This window comes from uncultured Rikenella sp., from assembly GCF_910577125.1.
GTDB lineage: Bacteria > Bacteroidota > Bacteroidia > Bacteroidales > Rikenellaceae > Rikenella.
In genome coordinates, this window is sequence record NZ_CAJTMN010000033.1 from 1 (window position 1) to 21,867 (window position 21,867).

Sequence of the window (21,867 nt, forward strand, 5' to 3'; positions counted from 1 at the left end):
GGGAAATCGTTCAAACACGCAGTCGTGTTTGAACAAGATTTCCCAAGGCGCGCGGGAAAAAACAAGACCGAACCCTGCAACTCAAAGAGCCGCACGGGCCGGTAATTCCAGCCACCACTATTCACTTACCAAGCGGGTTGAAGCCTGCGGAGCCCAAAGCAACGGCAGTTGCGGGCCTCCGCTGCGGGAGGCTTCGGCCCGCGCGGTTCTGCGAACCGCAAGAGCTCAGCCCAATTCACCGCCCAAAATCCGCCCCATTCGTCCTCGGCGCGCCCCCTCGCGCCGGTGTCTTCGGGCACTCCGAAAAATAGCAGTCTCTACCCCCAAGACCGAAGCCGGCAATTCCGTAGAATCGCGCTACTCGTTCTCGGCCCGCCGCAGTTCGACGTCAGCGGAGGCGCAACGAGCTCCGCGAAGTTGCAGCCCGCCGCGTGGGGTGGCGGCGAACTGCACGGCCCTACGGGCCGTAACTATTCTGCCCAAAGCATAGTCCCGTGTCCGCCTCACTGCGGCTCCGCTGTCGCTCCACCGGTGCCTTCGGGCACTCCGAAATAGGCCGACTCTACCCTACGCGCGCTGGCGGAAATCTTGTTAGAACCATTCACCATGGTTCTAACGATTTCCTTCTCCAGCAGTCGCGCGCGGGCTTGTTAACGCGCTTTTGAGTCGCCCGCGGCAATTCTTGCCGGATTGGCTCTCTGCCAATCGGCAGAATATGCCCTCTTTGGCGGGCGGGCGACTGTCAAACTTCGAACCGGACGGAACTGCCCGCGCGGGCGGAGGCCGGCCAATAAGGCAAAGAGAGCCCTAACAAAACACCCGATAGGCGCCCCGGCAGAACGGAGCGATACTATGTATCGCTTATACTGGTTCGCTGCATCCTGCTCTCTGTCGCGCGCCTGGCGATTCATTCTATTTCGGCTCACACCGAAACAGTTGAATCGCCTCTTTAGGCGTGGCGCGCGTTAAGTCGCCCGCGGCAATTCTCGTTGGTTGGCTGGGTGCCAACCAACAGAATTTCCCTTCTAAGGCATGGCGCGCGGTCGAGCTTCGACTGGCCTCGGGCCGGCCAGGCCCCACGTCCCGTGGACGGGCGAAACTACGTTTCGCTGCGGCAGCCTCTGCCCAACTCCCTCGCCCCGTTCTCTATCCGCGCGCCTCACGCTCCGCTGGATTCAGGCATCGCTACGGCAACCACAGGCCTCTTTACCCGAAACCGATACCTATTTGATCGATTTCGTGATGCGCATCGCACAGAAGTGAGGGCCGCACATGGCACAGAAATCCGCATTTTCCTTCACCATCTCGCGGTGCATGCGCCGTGCCCGCTCCGGATCCAGCGACAGGTTGAACTGGTCGAGCCACCGGAAATCGTACCGCGCCCGGCTCATCGCCAGATCACGGGCCAGAGCCGCCGGATGCCCTTTGGCGACATCCGCCGCATGCGCCGCCAGCTTGTAAGTCACCACTCCTTCGCGCACATCGTCGCGGTTCGGCAGCGCAAGATGCTCCTTGGTCGTCACATAGCAGAGCATCGCCGTCCCGAACCACCCGATCATCGCCCCCCCGATCGCCGACGTGATGTGGTCATACCCCGCCCCGATGTCCGAAACCAGCGGCCCGAGCGTGTAGAACGGCGCTCCGTCACACCATTCGAGTTGTCGGTCCATATTTTCTCGGATCCGGTTCATCGGCACATGCCCCGGCCCCTCGATAATCACCTGTACATCCTGCTTCCACGCCCGGCGGCACAACTCGCCCAGCGTTTTAAGTTCCCCGAACTGCGCCTCGTCGTTCGCATCCGCGATCGATCCTGGCCGCAGCCCGTCGCCCAAAGACAACGCCACATCATACCGTGCCATAATCTCGCAAATCTCGTCGAAATGCTCGTACAGGAAGCTCTCCCTGCCGTGGTGCGCCATCCACTTCGCCATAATCGACCCGCCCCGCGACACAATCCCCGTCACCCGCCGTTGCGCCATCGGCACATACGCCCGCAGCAACCCCGCATGGATCGTGAAATAGTCCACCCCCTGCTCGCACTGTTCGATCAGCGTATCGCGATAAGCCTCCCAAGTCAGATCTTCGACCACCCCACCGACCTTTTCCAGAGCCTGATACAGCGGCACCGTACCGATCGGCACCGGCACATTGCGCAGAATCGCCTCGCGCGTCTGGTGGATATTGGCCCCCGTCGAGAGATCCATCACCGTATCCGCCCCCCACTTGATCGCCCAGAGCGCCTTTTCGACCTCCTCCGCAACGGAAGAGCCCAGCGCCGAGTTCCCGATATTGGCGTTGATTTTGACCAGATACTCCGCCCCGATCACCATCGGTTCCGTCTCCGGATGCCGCCGGTTCGCCGGCAGAATCGCCCGTCCCTCCGCAATCGACCGCCTCACCTGCTCCGGCGTGACATACCCCTCGTCTCCCGGCCTCAGCCCCGCATTTTCGCGAATCGCCGCATACTCCATCTCGCGGGTCACCACCCCGTGCCGGGCATACCACCGCTGGGTATGAAACTCTCCCTCCGGCAAAGCCGCCGCCCGCTCCTCGATCCACCGCTCGCGCAGCCGCGGAATCCCCCGTTCCGTATCCGCTTCGTAGCCCCGCTCCGTATATACCCCCGTCGTGTCGTACAAATCCACGGACTCGCCGTTCGTCAGGCTGAGCCGCCGCATGCCGACCCGCAGATCGGGGTACCGTTCACCGGCTACATATATCTTTTCCGACGCGTTCTGAGGGTCGTGGAACAATTCCCTGTACATAGTTATTTCGTTCTTTTCAGCAGTGAATAAGCATATTTTTCGAGCACGGCCAAGCGTTCCGGCACGGCATGGGCCTTGTGCAACGCGTCCATTGCGCCGGCAAAATACTCTTCGATTGCCGCCTCCGCCGCGCTGCGCACGCCTAAGGCGTCGTAAATCCCCCGCACCCGCGGCAGCTTTTCGGCCATATCCCCCGGCGCCAGCACGGCTTCCCGCTGGGCCGCCGTCGCCCGCTCCATGGCGGTGATATGCAGAAAGGTCTTTTTCCCGACCGCAATATCCCCTCCGATGGTCTTCCCGAAGGTCGCGGCATCGCCGTAGGTGTCGAGCAGGTCGTCCTGAATCTGGAACGCCAGCCCGAGGTTCACGCCGAAGTCGTACAACGCGCGTCGCTCGGCCGGAGAAGCGCCCCCCACGATCGCCCCCATCTCCAGCGCGGCGGCCAGCAGCACGGAGGTCTTGAGGCGAATCATCCCGATATACTCCTCCCGCGAGACCGGACGGTCGCTCACCTCGAACTCCATGTCGTACTGCTGTCCCTGACAGACCTCCATGGCCGCCCGGTTGAAGACGGCGATCAGTTCGGGCAGCAGTCCGCCATAATTTCCCGATGCAAGTATCTGGTAAGCGAGAATCAGCATGGCATCTCCGGAAAGAATCGCGCTGTTTTCGCTCCATTTCAGATGGACGGTCGGTCTCCCGCGCCGCATGGGAGCACGATCCATAATATCGTCGTGCAGCAGGGTGAAATTATGAAAGACTTCGACTGCGATCGCCGCCGGCAGCGCCTCCCGCACCCTCCCGCCGCAGAGGTCGGCGCTCAGCAAGCACAACAACGGCCGGATCCGTTTGCCTCCGTCTTCGAGAATGTAGCGGATCGGGGTGTACAATCCCTTGGGCTCCGTATTTTCGAGCGGGAGCCTTTCGAGTTCCGTTTCGATACGCTGTAACAGCTCGTCGGTATTTTTCATCATCGGGTTCTGTATCTATATTTTGACGGTCGGCAACCGCGGTTCGAAACAATGCATCGCGTTTCCTCCCCGCCGCAGGCCCTGTATGGGCCTGCAGCGGCCAAGAGTTGAGACCTGCGGAGCCTGAGGCGTAGCGTAGCTATCATAAAGTTTCTTTGGTTCTTTCTGTGAACAGAAAGAACAGTACCCTCCTGTAAAAAGTCGCCCGCCCGCGTAAAAGGGCATATTCTCGTTGGTTGGCCAAGTGCCAACCAACGAGAATTGCCGCGGGCGACTCCAACAAGCCTTGGACAAGCCCGCGCGCCGACGCTTTAGAAGGTGATTCAACTGTTTTGGCGGTGAGCCAAAACAGAATGAATCGCCCAAGGCGCGCAAAAACACGACTGCAATCCTGCGGTTCGAAGAACCGCGCGGGCCGAAGCCTCCCCCCTGCGGGAGGCCCGCAACTCGCAATGCTCGTTGGGGCACCCGCAGGCTCCGGCCCGACAATCCCCGCCCCGGGCTACCGCGACTTCGGCCGTACGGGCCGGGAAGGCATAGCAAGGAGTATCGGCGACCATGGGTACAGTTTGTCTTCCGCCACGAGCGGCATCTACGGAATGGACTTGTATTCCCGTTCGCAGTACCTCCACACCAGTTACTCGGACTACCGCGCCCACGGTTTTCAGTTGCGTTGCCTCTCGGAATAAACGGTGCGTGTCGCACTCACAACTGACAGCCTCTACCCTATTGATTCGGCCAAAATCCTGCGCCCCATCAGGGGCGCGCGGGCCGAAGCCTCTCCCCCCGGCGGAGGCCCGCAACTGACGTTGCTTTTGGGCCCACGCTGGCTCCGACCCGCTCCAAGGTTTAGCCTAATTCACAGCCAACAACTCCGCTACATTCGGCCTATCGCCCATCTCCCCGAAGCCGCTACGCGGCTTGGGCGACAAGGCCGGCGGTTCAAAGAACCGCAAGAGCGCAGCCCATCTACCGCCCCATTCTCGGAAGTTCGTCCTCGGCGCGCATCCCCCGCGCCGCTAAAGCGTCGCCCTCGCCGAGGCCGGCGACCCAAGGGTCGCAGAAGTTCTGCCACAAGTACTGCCCCGTGTCTGCTTCACTGCGGCTCCGCTATCGCTCCGCCGCAACCGCGCGCCTTGGGAAATCTTGTCAAAACACGCAAGCGGGTTTTGACGATTTCCCTTCTTAGGCGGGGCGCGCGGAGCATTTCAACCGTCGCCCACTGGGATTTCATCTCGATTTTACTCGCCGCAAAACGAGCGAAATCCCTTTTTACGCGGGCAGGCGACGGGAGAGCTTTGAACCGGACGGAACTGGCCTCAGGCCGGCCGGGCCCCACGTCCCGTGGACGGGCGATGCTCACGCATCGCTGCGGCAGCCTCGGCCCTACTCTGTCACCCGTTCGCTGTCCGCGCGCCTTACGATCCGCAAAACTCAAGTTGCGAACGTGTCCTTGAACCCCCTACTCAGCCGCCTCGACAATCCCGATCCCGAGTTCGTCCAGCTGCGCCTGCGCCAGCGCCGACGGCGCATCGATCATCATATCGCGTCCGCTGTTGTTTTTCGGGAAGGCAATGAAATCCCGGATCGAATCCGAGCCCCCGAACAACGAGCACATCCGGTCGAAACCGAACGCAATCCCCCCGTGCGGCGGCGCCCCGTACTTGAACGCCCCCAGCAGGAATCCGAACTGCGCCTGCGCCTCCTCCGGCGTAAATCCCAAGACCTCGAACATCCGGCTCTGCACCCGTCCGTCGTGGATGCGGATCGACCCCCCGCCGACCTCGACCCCGTTCACCACGAAGTCGTAAGCCTCGGCCCGCACATCCCCCAACGCCTTCACATCGGCCGAGAAAAACTTGTCCATATCCTCGGTCTTGGGCGACGTGAACGGGTGGTGCATGGCATAATAGCGCTGCGTCTCGTCATCCCACTCCAGGAGCGGGAAGTCGACCACCCACAACGGCGCGAAGGTATCGTGCGGCCTGAGCCCCAGCCGATCCCCCATCTCCAGACGCAACGCACACAGCGCCGCTAAAGTCTGTTTCTTGGAACCCGCCAGAATGAGCAGCAAATCCCCCGCCTGCATCCCGCAAGCCTCGCCCCACTTCGCCAGCTCCTCCTGTGCGTAGAATTTGTCCACGCTCGACTTGTACGAGCCGTCCGCCTCGCGCCGCACATAGACCAAGCCTTTCGCCCCCACCTGCGGCCGTTTGACGAACTCCGTCAGACCGTCCAGCTGTTTCCGCGTATAGGAGGCACACCCCGGCACACAAATCCCTCCCACGTATTCCGAGCCATCGAACACCGCGAAATCATGCCCCTTCACCAGCGCAGTCAAGTCATTGAACTTCATCCCGAAACGGATATCCGGTTTGTCCGAGCCGTAGGTCTCCATCGCCTCATGCCACGTCATGCGGGGAAACTGCGCCTCCGCAAACTTTACCCCCAGCGTTTTGTCGAACATCGTCCGCATCATCCCCTCGAACACCGTGAGCACGTCCTCGCGCTCCACGAACGCCATCTCGCAGTCCACCTGCGTGAACTCCGGCTGCCGATCTGCCCGCAGGTCTTCGTCGCGGAAGCAGCGCACGATTTGGAAATAGCGGTCGTAGCCGCTCACCATCAGGAGCTGTTTGAAGGTCTGCGGCGACTGCGGCAAGGCATAGAACTCGCCCGGATTCATCCGGCTCGGCACGACGAAGTCCCGCGCCCCCTCCGGCGTGGATTTGATCAGATACGGCGTCTCGATCTCCATAAATCCCTGTCCGTCCAGATACCTGCGCACCTCCTGCGCCAGCCTGTGGCGGAGCATCATCGCCCGCTGCAGCGGTGCCCGGCGCAGGTCGAGATAGCGATATTTCATCCGCAGATCGTCTCCCCCGTCCGACTGCTCCTCGATCGTAAAGGGGGGCACCTCGCTGGTGTTCAGGATCCGGATCTCCGTCGCGACGATTTCGATTTCGCCCGTCGGGATTTTGCTGTTTTTGGCCGACCGTTCGGTCACGGTTCCCGTCACCTGGATCACATATTCCCGTCCGAGCTCCTCTGCGATCGCCTTCAACCCGGCCGAAGCGTGTTCGTCCACCGTAACCTGAGTAATCCCATACCGGTCGCGCAGGTCGATAAACATCATCGCCCCCAGATTCCGGACTTTCTGCACCCATCCCGCCAGGGTAACCGTTTTACCCGCATCGGCGATCCTGAGTTCGCCGCAGGTAGCTGTTCTAAACATGATTCACTTGCATTTTTTAGGAACTCAAAGATACATATTTTTTACCGTTCGCACCGGGCCATCCTTGTCCGTCGATTCAGTCCCCCGCCGATCGGACAGCCCGGATCCCCAGTCGGGAGAGACACGCCCCTTGCGCGCGAACAAAACCCCAAGACCGACACCCTGCGGCTCGAAAAGCCGACCGACCCGAAAATCCATCACAGTTCGGCGCCAGCAGAGGGCGCAACGAGCTCCGACGAGTTGCAGTCCGCCGCCGGGGGTGGCGCCGGACTGCGCGACCCTGCGGGTCGCAGAAGCTCTGCCACAAGCACCGCCCCGTGTCCGCCTCACTGCGGCTCCGCTATCGCTCCGCCACTGTTCGCGTTGTACCGCACGCGAATTGAACTTCGTCCGCGCGCCTTGGAAAATCTTATTCAAAAGCGGGAAACGCTTTTGAATGATTTTCCTCTTAAGGCGTGGCGCGCGAATGTTCATTGCCTGAATAACAACGGCCGGCCGCCATGACGCGAACGCGTCGGCCGGCCGGGCCCCACGTCCCGTGGACGGGAAATGCTTACGCATTTCCACTTTTCAACTTAGCCCAATTCCCTGTTCGCGTCCCCTAAGCACCGCAGGACTCAAACTGCAAACACGCACGCACAGCCTTTACCCAACAGCAGCCACGCCCTTGCGCAGCTGAAACCCGCCGATTATCTTTGCACGTCAAACCAGCCGATCATCAGCCGATGAAAAAAATACGCTCCGTTTCACTCCTTTTCTGGTTCATCGCAGCCGGCACGACGACCGCCGCCGCCCAAACCGCCGACTACGCCGCCTTTTTGCGCGAAGTCGCCGCCCGAAGCCCCCAACTCGCCGCCGCAGAAAAAGAACACACCGCCGCCGTACGACAGCTTCGCACCGGCCTGGCCCCCGACGATCCGTCCGTCGCCCTGGAATACTACTTCGTCGGCGAGACCCGTTACGAACTCGCCTTCGAGCAGACGTTCGACTTCCCCACCGTCTATCACCAGCGCAACAAAATCAGCAAGTTAGGCATCTCGAAAGCCGAACAGGAGCACCGTTCCGCCCAACGCGCCGTGATGAGCGACGTGTCGGACAACTACCTGCGTCTGGTTTATGCCACCGAACGCATCACGACCCTCAGCCGGCGGCGCGACGCCCTGCGCCAAGCCGTCGAACTCTACCGGCAGGGGATCGCCAACGGCGGGACCACCCTGCTCGAACTTCGGAACGCCGGGATGCTGCTGACCGAAGCCGAAGACAACCTCGCGATCGCCGAAGCCGAACGTTCCGAAGCCGCCCTGGCACTCGCCCAGCTGAACGGCGGCACGACCGTCGCCCTCCAGGGCTACCCGACCTTCTCCTTCAGCGGCACGCGCGAAGAGTTCGTACAAGCCGCCCTGGCCGCCGACTACGAACTCGAAGCCGCCGCCATCGACACCCTGATCGCCCGGCGCTCCCTGAAACTGAGCCGACAAGCCTGGCTACCGAAACTGACCGTCGGGTATAAAGCCGAAGTCGAAGGCAGCAAAGGGACGAACGCCTTGCTGGCCGGCATCTCGCTTCCCCTGTGGCAAAACATCGGCAGTACCCGGGCCGCCCACGCAGCCCGGGAGGCGGCCGAAGCCCGGCATACGGCCGTCGCCACACAGGCCGAAGCCCGTCTGAACGCACTGTACGAACGCTACCAGCGCCTCTCCTCCACCCTGACAGCCCGTCTGGCCGCCCACGCATCGGACGACTACCCCCGGCTCGTCGAGAAAGCCGTCAAAGGCGGCGAGCTGAGCGCCATCAACGCCCTGCTGGCCCTTTCCGAGTGGTACGCCCTGAGCGACAACCTCCTCACCCTGAAATACGAAGTGGCTCAGGCCGGAGCCGCCATGACCCTGTGCCTGCTTTAGCACGAGGCTGTTAAGCTTCACAAAGGCCCGCCCCAGGCTACCGCGACTTCGGTCGGACGGACTATGGAGGTATAGCCAGTGGGGCCGGTAACATCGGATACAGTTGGTCATCTGCGTTGGTAGCGAATAGCATCACAACACGGGTCATGGCTTTTTACACCGAATACCTTGCTCCAAGCAGCTCGCAATATCGCGCCCACGGTCTTCAGTTGCGTTGCCTCTCGGAATAAACGGTGCGTGCCGCACTCACAAATGGCCGGGTCTACCCTAAATATCCGGCAACCTCTACCCGAACAAATTAACACTCCTGCCACGGCAACCAACCCCAAACACCTCCATATGCAACGAGGGGCGCTTCCGAACCGGTTCGGAAGCGCCCCTCTGCTATCAGGCCCGCGACGAATCGCGTTAATTCAGACTGATCTCGTCCATGAAGACGAACGCCGGACTGTTCTTGCCCGGATGCCACTCCGGCATCGTGTGCTCCGGTTTCACCACGATCTTCACATAGCGCGCCGTCACCGGATCGAACGTCAGCTCATGTTCGTAGATGCCGTCCCGATCCTTCTGTCCCAAGGCCGGATACTCCGCCTCGGCCACCTTCCGGTACGTCACACCGTCGTCCGACACCTCCACGCCGAAATAGCGCGCGTCGAAGACCCAGTCCCCCTTCACCACACACGTTTCGATCTGCGCCTGCGAGATTTCCGTCGGCTGCTGGAGGTCGATCACCGCCTCCATGTCGTTCTTCCAGAAGGCGATCCACCGTCCCGTCTTGTAGTTGCCGTTCCCCCGCAGACCGTCCACCAGCGTCCCCGCACCCGCATACTCATACTGCTTGTTGATCGGCAGCAACATCGTGATCGGCTTCATGCTCGCCTTGTTGAACGCGATCTCTTCGGAAAACACCCGGCTGGCCCCCGTCGGACGGATCACCACCGCCTTGAGCGTCCCCGGCCGGTCGATTTTCAGCGTATCGGTGTACTTCGGCGACGCCGCCGTCGGTTCGCTGCCGTCCAGCGTGTAGTGGATATCCGCGCTGTCGATCGCGAACATCGCCACGTCGAGCACCCCTTCCGCCGCATTCGGCAGGAACGAGACATTCACGTCGAAGACATGCGTCGCGTAGTTATACCCCAGCAGGTCGTAAATCCGCACCAGTTTCGGCAGCCGCGCCAGGAAGAGCTCGTAATTCTTCTGCGCCGGATCGCTCCACTGGATTTCGGCCAGCGCCGCCATCCGCGGCAGCACCATGTATTCCACCTGCCGGAAATTGGGGATATACTCCGTCCAGAGATTGGCCTGCACCCCGATGATATACTTCGCCTCCTCCGGCGTCAGCAGCGGCGAGACCGGTTCGTAGTTGTAGACCATTTCGACCGGCACATACCCCCCGATCGCCATCGGTTCCCGGTCGACATCCTTGCTCTGGTAGTAGTCGAAGTAGAGGTAAGTCGTCGGCGTCATGATCGCCTGATGCCCCTGGCGCGCCGCCTCGATGCCGCCCTCGACACCGCGCCAGCTCATCACCGTCGCATTCGGCGCCAGCCCCCCTTCGAGCGTCTCGTCCCAGCCGATGATCTGCCGTCCGCGGGCGTTCAGGAACTTTTCGGCGTGGTTGATGACGAAGCTCTGCAAATACTCCTCGGCCGTATGTTTCACATCCCCCCTGATGCCCAGCGCCTTGATGCGCGCCTGGCATTTCGGACAAGCCTTCCAGCGTACTTTCGGACACTCGTCCCCGCCGACATGGATATATTCGCTCGGGAAAATATCGACAATCTCCGCCAGCACGTCATCGATGAACAACAGCGTGGAGTCGTTCCCCGCACACAGCACATCGTCGGCCACGCCCCAGTGTCCCCACACCTCGTACGGCCCGCCCGTGCAGCCCAGCTGCGGATAGGCCGTCAGCGCCGCCAGCATGTGCCCCGGCAGGTCGATCTCCGGAATCACCGTGATGTGGCGTTCAGCCGCATAGGCCACGATTTCGCGCGCCTCGTCCTGCGTATAGAACCCGGAGTGCGGCACGCTGTCGTAAACGCCCGTGTTGTGTCCCACGACCGTCGCCTTGCGCACCGACCCCACCTCCGTGAGGCGCGGATGTTTCCGGATCTCGATCCGCCACCCCTGGTCGTCCGTCAGGTGCCAGTGGAAGCGGTTCATGTTGTGGAGCGCCAGCATGTCGATGAACCGTTTCACCGAGTCGATCCCGATGAAATGGCGGCTCACGTCGAGATGTGCCCCGCGGTATCCGAACCTCGGCCAGTCGTTGATTTCGACCTGCGGCAGCAGCGCCGCCCCATCGGTCACCGGCAGCGCCTTGCGCAGCGTCTGGATCCCGTAGAAGACCCCCGTTTCGGAAGCCCCCTCGATGGTCACCCCGTCGGCCGTCACCCGAAGGCGGTACGCCTCCGGATTCTCCGCCGCGAGCCCCGTCGCGAGCACGATATTTCCTTGGGCCTCGGCCGCCGTCCCCGGCGCCGTCTGCAGCGTGAGACCCGTCATCTGACCGACGTATTCGGCCAGGAATTCGGCGTTCCGTTTCAACGCTTCGTTATCGGCCGGATAGAGAATCTTCACGTTTTTGTCGAGCCGGAAATCGGCCCCCTGCGCGTCGGCAATCTGCTGCGGCAGCGGAATAACCTGATAGTCCGCCCGCTGAACCCCGCCCGAAGCACAGGCCGTAAAGAGACCGGCGAGCAGTGTCGTCTTCAACAATCGATGCATGGAGATCATAAAAGAGAGTATTGGTTTTGGTTGATATTTCGCGTTTTCAGGCCCCCGCTGGAACCCCCGAGAGACAAAGATACGAATTTCAGCCGGTAAACCTACCCTCCGACCGGCATCCGCCCGCTCAGTCAATCAGCCCGAAGTGCCGCAGCGCCCGGGCAATCCCCTCCTCGTCCACCGACTCCGTCACAAAGTCCGCCGCCTCCTTCACCGCCCGGTCGGCATTGCCCATCGCCACCCCCGTCCCCACATGCCGCAGCATCGGGATGTCGTTCCCACCGTCTCCGAACGCCATCGCCTCGTCCGCGCCGATACCGAACCGGGCCAGCAGCCGGTCGATCCCCTCGGCCTTGTCCACCCCCGCCGGCACGACATCGGCGAAGAGCGGATTCCATCGCATCGGCCGGCATCCCGGCAGCACCTCCCGCATCAGCCGCGGCTCCTCCTCCGGGCCGAAAAAGGCGATCAGCTGCAAGACCCCTCGCCGTGCCGCCTCGTTCCACTCCTCCGGCGAGACCAGACGCGCCGGCTGCGACGTCTTGACCAGCTCCCGGATCCGCTCGACCCGCTCGTCGACGAAGTTCAGACACATCTCCCGCTCGCCGGCCAGCACGCAGGCGAACGCCCCGGGCCCCTGCTGCCACCGGATCAACCGTTCGACATCCTCCCGGGGAATCGTCCGCCGGAAAACCACCTCGTCGCGCCCGGCCAGACAATATCCGCCGTTCAGCGCGACATAGCCGTCGAACGGGAAATCGCACACCGGAAAAATATCCGAAGGATGGCGTCCCGAAGCGATAAAAAGTTTCACGCCGCGCTGCCGGAGCTGTTCCAGCGCTCGCCGGGTCGAGAGCGGCACCGCATGGTCGCGGAAGCTGACCAGCGTGCCGTCGATGTCGAAAAAACAGGCTTTAATCATAAGAGCACAGAGAGATCGAACGACAAAATTACAGTTCGTTTCCGAATTATCCGCCGCCCGCCCCCCCCCATCCGTCCCGCAACGCAACGCACGGTGGCACTGTTTTTGCGGCTTGCGGAGAGCGTAAACACATCGTCGCCCCGTTATGAAAGACCTCCGTCTCAGCCCGGTCGACAGACGCATCATCGATTGGCTCAATATCCTCGTCCTGCTCGGTTCGCTGGCCATCATCGCCTCGCTGTCGTACGACATCCTGACGGTCGGCCGCTACCGCCCCGACAGCCCGATGACGCTCACGATCCAGCTGGTCGTCTGTTCGATCTTCATCCTCGACTTTCTGGTTCGCTGGATCATCGCCCCGCGCAAAGGCCGTTTCGTCCGGCACAATTTGCTGTTTCTGCTGTTTTCGATTCCGTTTCTGAACATCGTCCACTACACCCAGTGGAACATTCCGCACGAGATTCACTACCTGCTGGGCTTCGTACCGCTGCTTCGGGGGGGCTACGGTCTGGTCGTCATCACCCGCTGGTTCACCCATCGGAGCGCGACGAGTCTGATGGTTTCGTACCTGGCGATTCTGACGGCGACGACCTACTTCACGAGTCTGATTTTCTTCGTCGCCGAGCGCGGGATCAACCCGGACATAAAGACCTACGAGGATGCGTTGTGGTGGGCGGCGATGGATCTGACGACGGTCGGCTCGAACATCGTCGCCGTCACGCCGATCGGGAAGATTCTCTCGGTTTTTCTGGCTGCCGCCGGCATGATGATGCTTCCGATCTTCACGGTCTACATCACGGATCGGGTGGTCAACAGCCGTTCTCAAGCCGCCCGGCAAGAGCCCTCCTCTTCCTCCGGCAACGGTTCCGACACCTCAACGAAGGAGAGCTCGAACTAAAGCTGCCCTCTGAGTTTCCTTTCGGAATAAACGCACCCACAGGGTGTTTTACTGGCTGGGGCTACCCCAATCAACGAATGATTGGGCCGACACAGCCGCAGAAATGCGAAGCATTTCCCGTCCACGGGACGTGGGGCCTGCCCGGCCCGAGGGCAGTTCCGTCCGGATCGAGGCTCGACAGTCGCCCGCTTCGCTTAAAGAGGAATTTCACTCGTTTTGCGGTGAGCAAAATCGAGATGAAATTCCTGCGGGCGACTGAAGCAAGATTTCCCAAGACGCGCGAAATCAAATCCCCGCCCCGGGTTACCGCGATACCAATACGGGCGCGCAGGGTGGTATCGGTAACTACGGTTCCAGTTGGTCTTCGACAGCGGACGGTATCTACGGGCGAATTTTGTGGTTCGGCCCGCAGTCTCTCGATCCCGGCGACGCATACTACCGAGCCAACGGTCGTCAGTTGCGTTGCCTCTCGGAATAAACGGTGCCTTCGGGCACCCCGAAATGGCAGCCTCTACCCTAAAGGCCGAGTTCCTGCGACCCGCAGGGTCGCGCGGGCCGGACGCCTCCCCATCGGGAGGCCCGCAACACGCCGCTCACGCGTCGAAAATTGCGGCACCTCCCGGGCGCCGACCCGCTCCCGGTCAACCCAAGTACAACCCAAACCATCTGTTGGGTTCGGGCTGCGCGCTCCCCGGGTGGGCTGAAGGCCCAGCGCGCAAGCCCGGCGATTCCTGCGGAATCGCGCTACTCGCGCTCCGCCCCGTGTCCGCCTCACTGCGGCTCCGCTGTCGCTCCGCCGGTGCCTTCGGGCACTCCGAAATAGCAACCTCTACCCGATTTTCCCGCGCGCTGGCGGAAATCTTGTTAGAACCATTCACCATGGTTCTAACGATTTCCTTCTCCAGCAGTCGCGCGCGGGGCATTTCAATCGTCGCCCGCTGGGATTTCAGCTCATTTTGCTCACCGCAAAACGAGCGAAATCCCTCTTTAGGCGGGCGGGCGACTTTTCCTATGGGAGGGAACTGCCCTCAGGCCGGGCGGGTCCCACGTCCCGTGGACGGGCGAAACTTGCGTTTCGCTGCGGCAATTTCTACCCTACTCTTCACCCCGTTCTTTGTTCGCGTGCCGGGGCGATTCATTCTATTTCGGCTCGTCGCCGAAAGAGTTGAATCGCCTCCTAAGACGAGGCGCGCAGAACATTTCAATCGTCGCCCGCTGGGATTTCATCTCGATTTTGCTCGCCGCAAAACGAGCGAAATCCCTCTTCAGGCGGGCGGGCGACTTTTCCTATGGGAGAGAACTGCCCTCAGGCCGGGCGGGCCCCACGTCCCGTGGACGGGCGAAACTGCGTTTCGCTGCGGCAGCCTCTACCCCACTCTTTGACCGCGACGCCTCAGGCTCCGCAAGACGCAAACCGCGTCTACCCGAAAGCTCAATCCAACCGCCGCAGCGCCAGCCGATGCGTAATACACAAAGGCAAATCCCGTTCACAGTGCGAGACATAAATCAGCGACTTCCCGGACCGCCCGCAAAAAACATCGATAATCGTTTTGACCCGCTCCTTGCGCACGGCATCCAGCCCGTTGAGCGGCTCGTCGAGAATCAGCAGATCCGGATCCTTGACGAACGCCCGCGCCAGCAACGCCAGCCTCTGCTCCCCGCTCGACAACTGCAGGAACGACCGTTCGGTCAGCTCCCCGATGCCGAACGTCCTCATCCACGCCTCCGCCGCCGCCAGCTGCTCGCCGGTCGGCGTCTCGTAAAGCCCCAGCGAATCGAAATACCCCGACGCCACCAGTCTGACCGTCGGCATCTCCTTCCGGAACGACCGGTGCAACTCCGAACTGACATAACCGATCCGACGTTTGATCTCCCAGATGCTTTCGCCCGTTCCCCGCTGCCGGCCGAAAAGGACGATATCCTGCGCATAAGCCTGCGGATTATCCGCACTGATCAGACTCAGCAGCGTCGACTTTCCCGAACCGTTCGGCCCGCTCAGCGCCCACCGTTCTCCCGGACGTATCGTCCAGTCCAGCCCGTCGAGAATCGTCCGCCCGCCATAACGCACCGTCACCCCCCGCATCGCCACCGTTTCGGCACACGTCGGAGCCGGCCGCTCCGGCGCCGGACATACGATCGGCCCGTCCGGCGAGACCGGCGCCTCGTTCCGGAACTCCGCCGCCGGGATTTTCGGTCCGATCCGCCCCTCCTCCATCCGACAGACATGAGTAACGAACCCCGGGAGCTCCTCTCCGTCCGGCAAGAGGAGAATCAGCCGAATTCCGGTCGATTCGGCCAACCGCCCCAGCAGGTCGTCCATCACCCGCCGCGCCTCGACATCCAACCCGATGAACGGATTGTCGATCGCCAGCACCCGCGCACTCGTCAGCAGCATCCTGACGATCTGGAACTTCCTCAGCTCGCCGCTGGAGAGCAGAATCACCGGTTTCTCCAGCATCGGCCCGATCTCCAACCGTTCGTAAAGCCCCTCCCGCCAGCGGGAATCGCACTCCATCCGGCCAAGCAGCTCGCTCACACGCGGTGCGTTTTCGTTATCGCACGAATTCCATCGCTGCTGGTAATAATACTCCCCGTCCTCGGCCCGGTTATACGTCTCGTGGAAAGCGACATACCGGACACCCCCGCCCGGACAGTCGCTCTCCAGCCGTCCGGCACGCAACGCATGCCGTCCGGTCAGCGTTTCGACCAGCCTCGTTTTCCCGCTTCCGTTCGGCCCGACGACCGCGACATGTTCGTCCGGAGCGAGCGAAAAATTCAGCACCGCCCCTCCCCGTTCGGCCGCAAGCGAGGCATCATGTAATAAAATCAACGGTTTCGACATCGGTACGTCCATTGAGAATCTACAATAACGGAATCAAAATTAGGAAAAACCGGAAAAGTATCCCTATCTTTACGGAGAAACAGCACCGGCCGTCGGCCGACCCTTAAATCCATCCGAGTATGATTCCGTTTTTTACCCAGCTGGTGACCGATCCCGTCGTGATCGAAAAAGCCGACAGCGTCAAATCCACCTTCTCCCAGCTGGTGGAGAACCTGTCGAGCATGTCGGCCCAGGATCTTCTCAAAACCGTCGCCAACGGAACCGTCTCGATCGCCCTGAAGATCGTCATCGCGCTGGTGATCTTCTGGATCGGCCGATGGCTGATCCGGCGCGTGCGGAAGATCATGGACCGGATCATGACCCGCCGGAACGTGGACGTCTCGCTGCGGGCCTTCCTGATCAGCCTCGTAACCATCACGATGATGCTCTTCCTGATCATCATCACGATCGGAATCCTCGGCATCGACACCACCTCGTTCATCGCCCTCTTCGCTTCGGCCGGTCTGGCGATCGGTATGGCCCTGAGCGGCACCTTGCAGAACTTCGCCGGCGGGGTGATAATCCTGCTTTTCCGTCCGTTCCGCGTGGGCGACTTCATCGAAGCCCAGGGACAGAGCGGGACGGTCAAAGAGATCCAGCTGATCCACACGCTGCTCAATACGCCGGACAACAAGACGATCCTGCTGCCGAACGGCCCGGTGTCTACAGGCATCATCAACAACTACTCGCGCGAGCCCCGGCGACGAGTGGACTGGACATTCGGGATCGCCTACGGCGACGATTACGACGTGGCGCGGGCGACGATCGCCGAGCTCCTGGCGGCAGACGAACGGGTGGCGAAAGATCCGGCACCGTTCATCGCGCTGTCGACCCTGGCAGACAGTTCGGTGAACATCGTGGTACGCGCCTGGGTCGATTCGTCGGAATACTGGAACGTCTATTTCGACATGAACGAACGGGTCTACAAAGTATTCGGCACCAAAGGACTGAACATTCCGTTCCCGCAGATGGACGTCCATCTCTATAAGGAAAAGGAAGCGTAGTGGCGGGGGATTTTTACGAGGGTGATCACAATTTTGGGGTACGAAAATCGTACCCCAATTTTTTATGTTCTTTTTGGGGAAGGAAACGAGAAAAAAGCCCCTATCGGAAAATTTGTTTTCCAATAGGGGCTGGCAGTTGCTCTATATGAGGGTGATTATTCGGTAAATTCGATGATCTGACCGTGTGAAGTGATCACACGTTTCATATAGAACGGCAAGAGACCACGACGTTTTTCTTCAGTCGTGGTATTGATAATGGCCTGCGAACCGGAAAGGTTGGCATTCTTCATCATTTGAGCCTGGGCATTTCCCTGAATGGCACGTCTCGACAAACCGCCGATGCCGAAAACATACGCTGCTTTGGCTTCGCCTGTAACGGTGCCGACTACGCGATAATTTTTTTGTGCCAGCTCCACGTTCGTTTGTGTTACATTTCGGTTGGACGTCAAGTGTGCTGAAATTCCACAACTCGTCATCATTAAGCCGCTGACAAGCACAGCGGCTGTTAATAAACCTTTTTTCATGGTTTAAAAAGATTTTGCGTCCCTCCGGCTCCGCGAAAGACAGGATGTGTAGAAAAAGAAAGTGTGGAGTCGTTAGTTTATCTGATAAGAGGTTCTGGAATACCTTGAGCCAAATAAACAATACCCCACACCTGTACACGGTATACACTCAGAACGAGCGATACCCATACAAGTGATGAGTGTTGCAATTTTCCTTGGCTCAATGAAATTTTCCAGATTTCTTTGATGGAAAAGTCGAGATAAGTCAAATGAGCTAATTATGCTTGTTATCAATGTAATAGCAATTATCCATATTGCGGTGATTTTCCTGCTTTTGACCCGATTTTCTCAAAAAGTACACCTTTTGTACCCTCGATAATGGACTGTGGTCAACGGGTAAATGTTAAGATCTGTAAACGGCGATTTTCAGATTATTATACCTCGGATTATCTTTGCGCAAAATTATAATTGTATGGCAAAAATAGAAAATCGCAAGAAGCAGAATCCCAAGCTCCGACAGTCAGAATTAAGCGACGGACGTGCCAGCCTCTACCTTGAATATTATCTCGGCAGAACTGAAACGCCTGTGCTTGACAAGGACAGCAATCAGGTGTTTTACACCGAGGGAGCGATGGCGGGTAAACCGAAATATCAAATCAAACACTCCCGCAAGAAAGAAAACCTCAATCTGTATATCTGGCTTCATCCCCGCAACCAGCAGGAACGTATGCAGAACAAGAATACTCTTGCACTTGCAGAAAAGATACGTTTTGAACGTGAGCAATCTTTTTTGGAGGACAGGGAGGGCTATCGTCTCCGAAAAGACATGGACGAGGATTTCCTTGAGTTCTGCAACGAGTTCATCAAATCTCCGGCCCTTACTAAATATACTCGCATAACGCTCGGGCACGGACTACAAAAGTTCAAGAACTTTCTTACCGATACGCCGAGATATTCTCTCTACAGGAATAATCTTAAGATGACACAACTGACGGTTGACATGGTGGCTGCCTATGTTGAGTATCTGAAAGAGAACGGAACAGGCGACGGTCCGAAAATCTATTTCCGAATGTTCAAGCGTATGGTTACTGCGGCTGTTGACAAAGACCTCATCAAGAAAAATCCGTGCCGCGGATTCGTGTTGAAGAACGACAACATGACGCTGCAAAAGGAGATTCTTCTGCCGGAGGAAATACAGCAGCTTGTTGCGACACATTTTGAAGGCGAGAGGCCGGAAATTCACCGTGCGTTCATCTTCGGTTTATACACCGGGGTGCGTTGGTGCGACACAAGCCAGCTGACCTACCGCAATGTGGATTACTCAACCCAGACATTGCGGTTCCAACAGCAAAAGACCAAAGACCACAGTAGCCGGAGCTGGGTAATCGTTCCGTTGAACGACACTCTTATCCGTCTGATTGGCGAGCCAGGAAACGACAACTTTGATGAATGGATATTCAAAGTTCCGCATTACAACATCTGCAATCTGTATCTTCGTAAATGGGTAAAGGCGGCAGGCATCAGGAAGAAAATCACATGGCATTGCGCCCGACACAGCTTTGCTGTGAACGTACTTACCAAAGGAGCGAATATAAAAACGGTGTCGAGCCTTCTCGGACACACCTCCATAAAGATGACAGAGCGATACCTCCATGTCGTAGACAGCCTGAAACAGGATGCAATCAACTCCCTCGGTGAGATCAACTATACACCGATGTAACCGTTATACCGAAGCCGATAAGTCCGATGTGATTTGTCGGCTTTTTCCTGACTTCGTCAGCGTGTCACCCAAAAATCATCTGAGAATAGCGGGGCGATGCGTTGATGTCGTTTCATGAGCATAGTTCGAGAGAGAGTCTGCTTGTTTTGTGGGAGAGATATCTGTATAGTAACTATGGACTGTGCAAGGGCCAACACTTTGTCAACGCTCATGTTGATGTCTGCCAATTTCAACAGACGCTCCAACTCCTTATAGACTTTCAATGCGACGAAACAGATACAGACGTGTGCTTCGATTCTCCGTCGTGTGAAGTGGAACATAGGTCGTATCTCGATTTTGGACTTTGATATACGGAATGCCTGCTCCACATGCCATAAGTTATGATATGCGTCATATACCTGAGAGGCCGGTATGTCGGTATTTGTGAGATATCCTTTCAGTCCGTCCCATTTTGCATCTGTTTCGAGTCTGTCGTAATCAATCGATACCCTCACATCCCCCTCCATCGTAAGAAACTTGTTGTAACCACGCTTATTGATGTTTTCTTTGGTAAGTGTACCTCTACGGTATGCCTTTTCAAGTCTGCGCACTCCTTTTTCTCGGTTATAGGCATCCTTGCGGGCCCGATTGTCAGTATATCCCACCAACAGCCGTTTGCCGTTGCCCTTGTCGTATTCCACCATCTGACAGTCGTTCTTGGGCTGGCTCAGTATCCATTCCTTGATTTTCTTGCTTTCAGTCTTGATTTTGGCTCCAATTATATATTTATAGCCGTTTTCCTCGAGGTCGGCGATATTGTCGCCATTCATCAGTCCGGAGTCAGCCACTACAATAAAATCCTCCAGATTGTATCTGTGGACAAATTCTGTCACAACAGGAAGCATCGTATGGCCTTCGTATTTGTTGCCCTCATGGATGCAGTAGGCAAGCGGATAGCCGCCGGTGCTTACCAAAAGGCCCAATATTATCTGAGGATTCTTGTGACGTCCTTCCTTGGAAAACCCCGTCTTACGTAACTCGTCCTCATAATCCGCCTCAAAGTAAAGCGTGGTGACATCGTAGAACAGTACTCCGATATGATCGCCAAGTATCTTACGGGTATGCCCCACACTTATGTCCTGGACTATACGGTGCTGACTGTCGCTTAGTTTGTCGAGATAGCGGTAAATCTTCGACAGGCTCACGTCATCGTCAAAATGATTCTTCAGATATTCCACCGTGGCCGACTTGCTCGCAGGATAGGACAGGCGAGCCTTTACCAGCTTCCGGAAAATATCATCCTCAATGCGGTTGAACCCGACATTGTCAAATACCCTGTCAAGAATCAGGTCGGCTCCGTTAATGGCAATGTTGGTTATGCAGTTCAGAAGACTTTCGGCGTTCATCCGCTCCTGCTCGCATCTTATCCTCTCTTCGCCGAACAGGTCAAGTCGCGGATGTCTGCGTTGTTGCTCTCTGTCCATCCATTCCTGCCCTCGTTTGACCAGTGCGTCAACCTCTTTATCCGATCTGGCAATGCCGATTGTGATAAGTTCTTTCATTTTGCCGTTGATTTTTTCAACGACTATGATTCCCACATTGCCTGATGGATATTTCTTCTTCCTGATATACATTTTTCAGCGTGTCACCCATTTTAGGGTGACACAAAATTACAATATTCTATCCATTAGGCAATTATAAAATCGCGCCTTTTAGCGTGACGAAGTCAGGAACTCCCTCGGTGAGATCAACTATACACCGATGTAACCGTTATACCGAAGCCGATAAGTCCGATGTGATTTGTCGGCTTTTTTCTTTTCGCCGCCAATCATAATGAAAACAAAAAAAGGAAAATCGGAGTGTGAAATCAGCAACGGGGATTACGACTTTGGAGTAAGACCAATCAACATACTGCAAGGGTTTTGAGCTGCAAAATCAATTTCATGCAGCTCAAAACATACCTTGCAGAATCCCGACGGATTCCGTTGCGACCTACAGAATCAGAAGGCTTGATAGCACCAAATTACAATAGGCTCCATACAGAAAAGACAGCTGTAATCGGGTTAGCCAACTGCTTCAATTACTTGGAACATCAATATTGACAAAATCAGACTTCTTGCAATGAGGACGAATAAGATTTGGCTTAAGATAGTTGATATATCAATACGCGATACATAATGCTTTCGAGATTGCGATTCGATTAATATACATTGTTACAAGTAGTTACTTGTCGAGGTCTTGATTGCAAAGATGCTGTTAGTACGTATTGACGTATGAACGTACTAACGTATTGATGTATGAACGTATTGATGTATGAACGTATTGACGTATGAACGTATTGACGTATGAACGTAT

General features: G+C 58.0%; 13 protein-coding genes. 5 read left to right on the forward strand and 8 right to left on the reverse strand.

What is annotated here, in order from left to right:
- Positions 1–1,223 precede the first annotated feature (1,223 nt).
- Together thiC and QZ292_RS05160 are read right to left on the reverse strand one after the other, a co-directional pair.
- Complete coding sequence (thiC, locus tag QZ292_RS05155) at positions 1,224–2,768, reverse strand: phosphomethylpyrimidine synthase ThiC (protein WP_294598777.1); 1,545 nt, start codon at positions 2,766–2,768, stop codon at positions 1,224–1,226.
- Positions 2,769–2,770: 2 nt separating this feature from the next.
- On the reverse strand, positions 2,771–3,742 hold the full coding sequence (locus QZ292_RS05160) for a polyprenyl synthetase family protein (protein ID WP_294598779.1): 972 nt from the start codon (positions 3,740–3,742) through the stop codon (positions 2,771–2,773).
- 449 nt (positions 3,743–4,191) lie between these two features.
- Between QZ292_RS05160 and QZ292_RS05165 the strand changes: the two genes are divergently transcribed.
- The gene (locus QZ292_RS05165) at positions 4,192–4,428 is read left to right on the forward strand and encodes a hypothetical protein (RefSeq protein ID WP_294598781.1); all 237 of its coding nucleotides are present in this window, start codon (positions 4,192–4,194) and stop codon (positions 4,426–4,428) included.
- A gap of 773 nt (positions 4,429–5,201) precedes the next feature.
- Here QZ292_RS05165 and aspS read toward each other — a convergent pair.
- Complete coding sequence (aspS, locus tag QZ292_RS05170; protein WP_294598784.1) at positions 5,202–6,974, reverse strand: aspartate--tRNA ligase; 1,773 nt, start codon at positions 6,972–6,974, stop codon at positions 5,202–5,204.
- A gap of 725 nt (positions 6,975–7,699) precedes the next feature.
- Between aspS and QZ292_RS05175 the strand changes: the two genes are divergently transcribed.
- Entirely contained in the window at positions 7,700–8,875 is a 1,176-nt protein-coding gene (locus QZ292_RS05175) for a TolC family protein (protein ID WP_294598787.1), read from the forward strand.
- Between the two features lie 408 nt (positions 8,876–9,283).
- Here the strand turns inward: QZ292_RS05175 and QZ292_RS05180 are convergent, their stop codons facing one another.
- The gene (locus QZ292_RS05180; protein WP_294598809.1) at positions 9,284–11,605 is read right to left on the reverse strand and encodes a glycoside hydrolase family 20 protein; all 2,322 of its coding nucleotides are present in this window, start codon (positions 11,603–11,605) and stop codon (positions 9,284–9,286) included.
- Between the two features lie 127 nt (positions 11,606–11,732).
- Positions 11,733–12,527: a Cof-type HAD-IIB family hydrolase gene (locus QZ292_RS05185; protein ID WP_294598790.1), complete on the reverse strand. Its 795-nt coding sequence runs from the start codon at positions 12,525–12,527 to the stop codon at positions 11,733–11,735.
- A gap of 145 nt (positions 12,528–12,672) precedes the next feature.
- Between QZ292_RS05185 and QZ292_RS05190 the strand changes: the two genes are divergently transcribed.
- A complete protein-coding gene (locus QZ292_RS05190; RefSeq protein ID WP_294598793.1) occupies positions 12,673–13,425 on the forward strand; it encodes an ion channel in 753 nt (250 codons plus the stop codon).
- A gap of 1,432 nt (positions 13,426–14,857) precedes the next feature.
- Here the strand turns inward: QZ292_RS05190 and QZ292_RS05195 are convergent.
- Positions 14,858–16,255, reverse strand: coding sequence for an ATP-binding cassette domain-containing protein (locus QZ292_RS05195; protein ID WP_294598796.1), 1,398 nt, complete (start codon positions 16,253–16,255; stop codon positions 14,858–14,860).
- Between the two features lie 131 nt (positions 16,256–16,386).
- Between QZ292_RS05195 and QZ292_RS05200 the strand changes: the two genes are divergently transcribed.
- Positions 16,387–17,310, forward strand: coding sequence for a mechanosensitive ion channel domain-containing protein (locus tag QZ292_RS05200; protein ID WP_294598798.1), 924 nt, complete (start codon positions 16,387–16,389; stop codon positions 17,308–17,310).
- A gap of 155 nt (positions 17,311–17,465) precedes the next feature.
- On the opposite strand, the gene QZ292_RS05205 is transcribed toward QZ292_RS05200, so the two are convergent.
- Positions 17,466–17,834 (reverse strand): DUF6567 family protein, encoded by a 369-nt coding sequence (locus QZ292_RS05205; RefSeq protein ID WP_294598801.1) that lies wholly within the window; start codon positions 17,832–17,834, stop codon positions 17,466–17,468.
- A 451-nt stretch (positions 17,835–18,285) separates the two neighbouring features.
- Here QZ292_RS05205 and QZ292_RS05210 point away from each other — a divergent pair, with 451 nt between their 5' ends.
- Positions 18,286–19,533, forward strand: a complete 1,248-nt coding sequence (locus tag QZ292_RS05210) for a site-specific integrase (protein WP_294598803.1) — start codon at positions 18,286–18,288, stop codon at positions 19,531–19,533.
- 56 nt (positions 19,534–19,589) lie between these two features.
- Here the strand turns inward: QZ292_RS05210 and QZ292_RS05215 are convergent, their stop codons facing one another.
- Positions 19,590–21,146, reverse strand: coding sequence for an IS1634 family transposase (locus QZ292_RS05215; RefSeq protein WP_294598805.1), 1,557 nt, complete (start codon positions 21,144–21,146; stop codon positions 19,590–19,592).
- Between the last annotated feature and the right edge of the window lie 721 nt (positions 21,147–21,867).

Excerpts from the sequence above, each read along its gene's own strand:
- thiC (WP_294598777.1), bottom strand. The coding sequence starts at position 2,768 with ATGTACAGGGAATTGTTCCACGACCCTCAGAACGCGTCGGAAAAGATA.
- QZ292_RS05160 (WP_294598779.1), bottom strand. The coding sequence starts at position 3,742 with ATGATGAAAAATACCGACGAGCTGTTACAGCGTATCGAAACGGAACTC.
- QZ292_RS05165 (WP_294598781.1), top strand. The coding sequence starts at position 4,192 with ATGCTCGTTGGGGCACCCGCAGGCTCCGGCCCGACAATCCCCGCCCCG.
- aspS (WP_294598784.1), bottom strand. The coding sequence starts at position 6,974 with ATGTTTAGAACAGCTACCTGCGGCGAACTCAGGATCGCCGATGCGGGT.
- QZ292_RS05175 (WP_294598787.1), top strand. The coding sequence starts at position 7,700 with ATGAAAAAAATACGCTCCGTTTCACTCCTTTTCTGGTTCATCGCAGCC.
- QZ292_RS05180 (WP_294598809.1), bottom strand. The coding sequence starts at position 11,605 with ATGCATCGATTGTTGAAGACGACACTGCTCGCCGGTCTCTTTACGGCC.
- QZ292_RS05185 (WP_294598790.1), bottom strand. The coding sequence starts at position 12,527 with ATGATTAAAGCCTGTTTTTTCGACATCGACGGCACGCTGGTCAGCTTC.
- QZ292_RS05190 (WP_294598793.1), top strand. The coding sequence starts at position 12,673 with ATGAAAGACCTCCGTCTCAGCCCGGTCGACAGACGCATCATCGATTGG.
- QZ292_RS05200 (WP_294598798.1), top strand. The coding sequence starts at position 16,387 with ATGATTCCGTTTTTTACCCAGCTGGTGACCGATCCCGTCGTGATCGAA.
- QZ292_RS05205 (WP_294598801.1), bottom strand. The coding sequence starts at position 17,834 with ATGAAAAAAGGTTTATTAACAGCCGCTGTGCTTGTCAGCGGCTTAATG.
- QZ292_RS05210 (WP_294598803.1), top strand. The coding sequence starts at position 18,286 with ATGGCAAAAATAGAAAATCGCAAGAAGCAGAATCCCAAGCTCCGACAG.
- QZ292_RS05215 (WP_294598805.1), bottom strand. The coding sequence starts at position 21,146 with ATGTATATCAGGAAGAAGAAATATCCATCAGGCAATGTGGGAATCATA.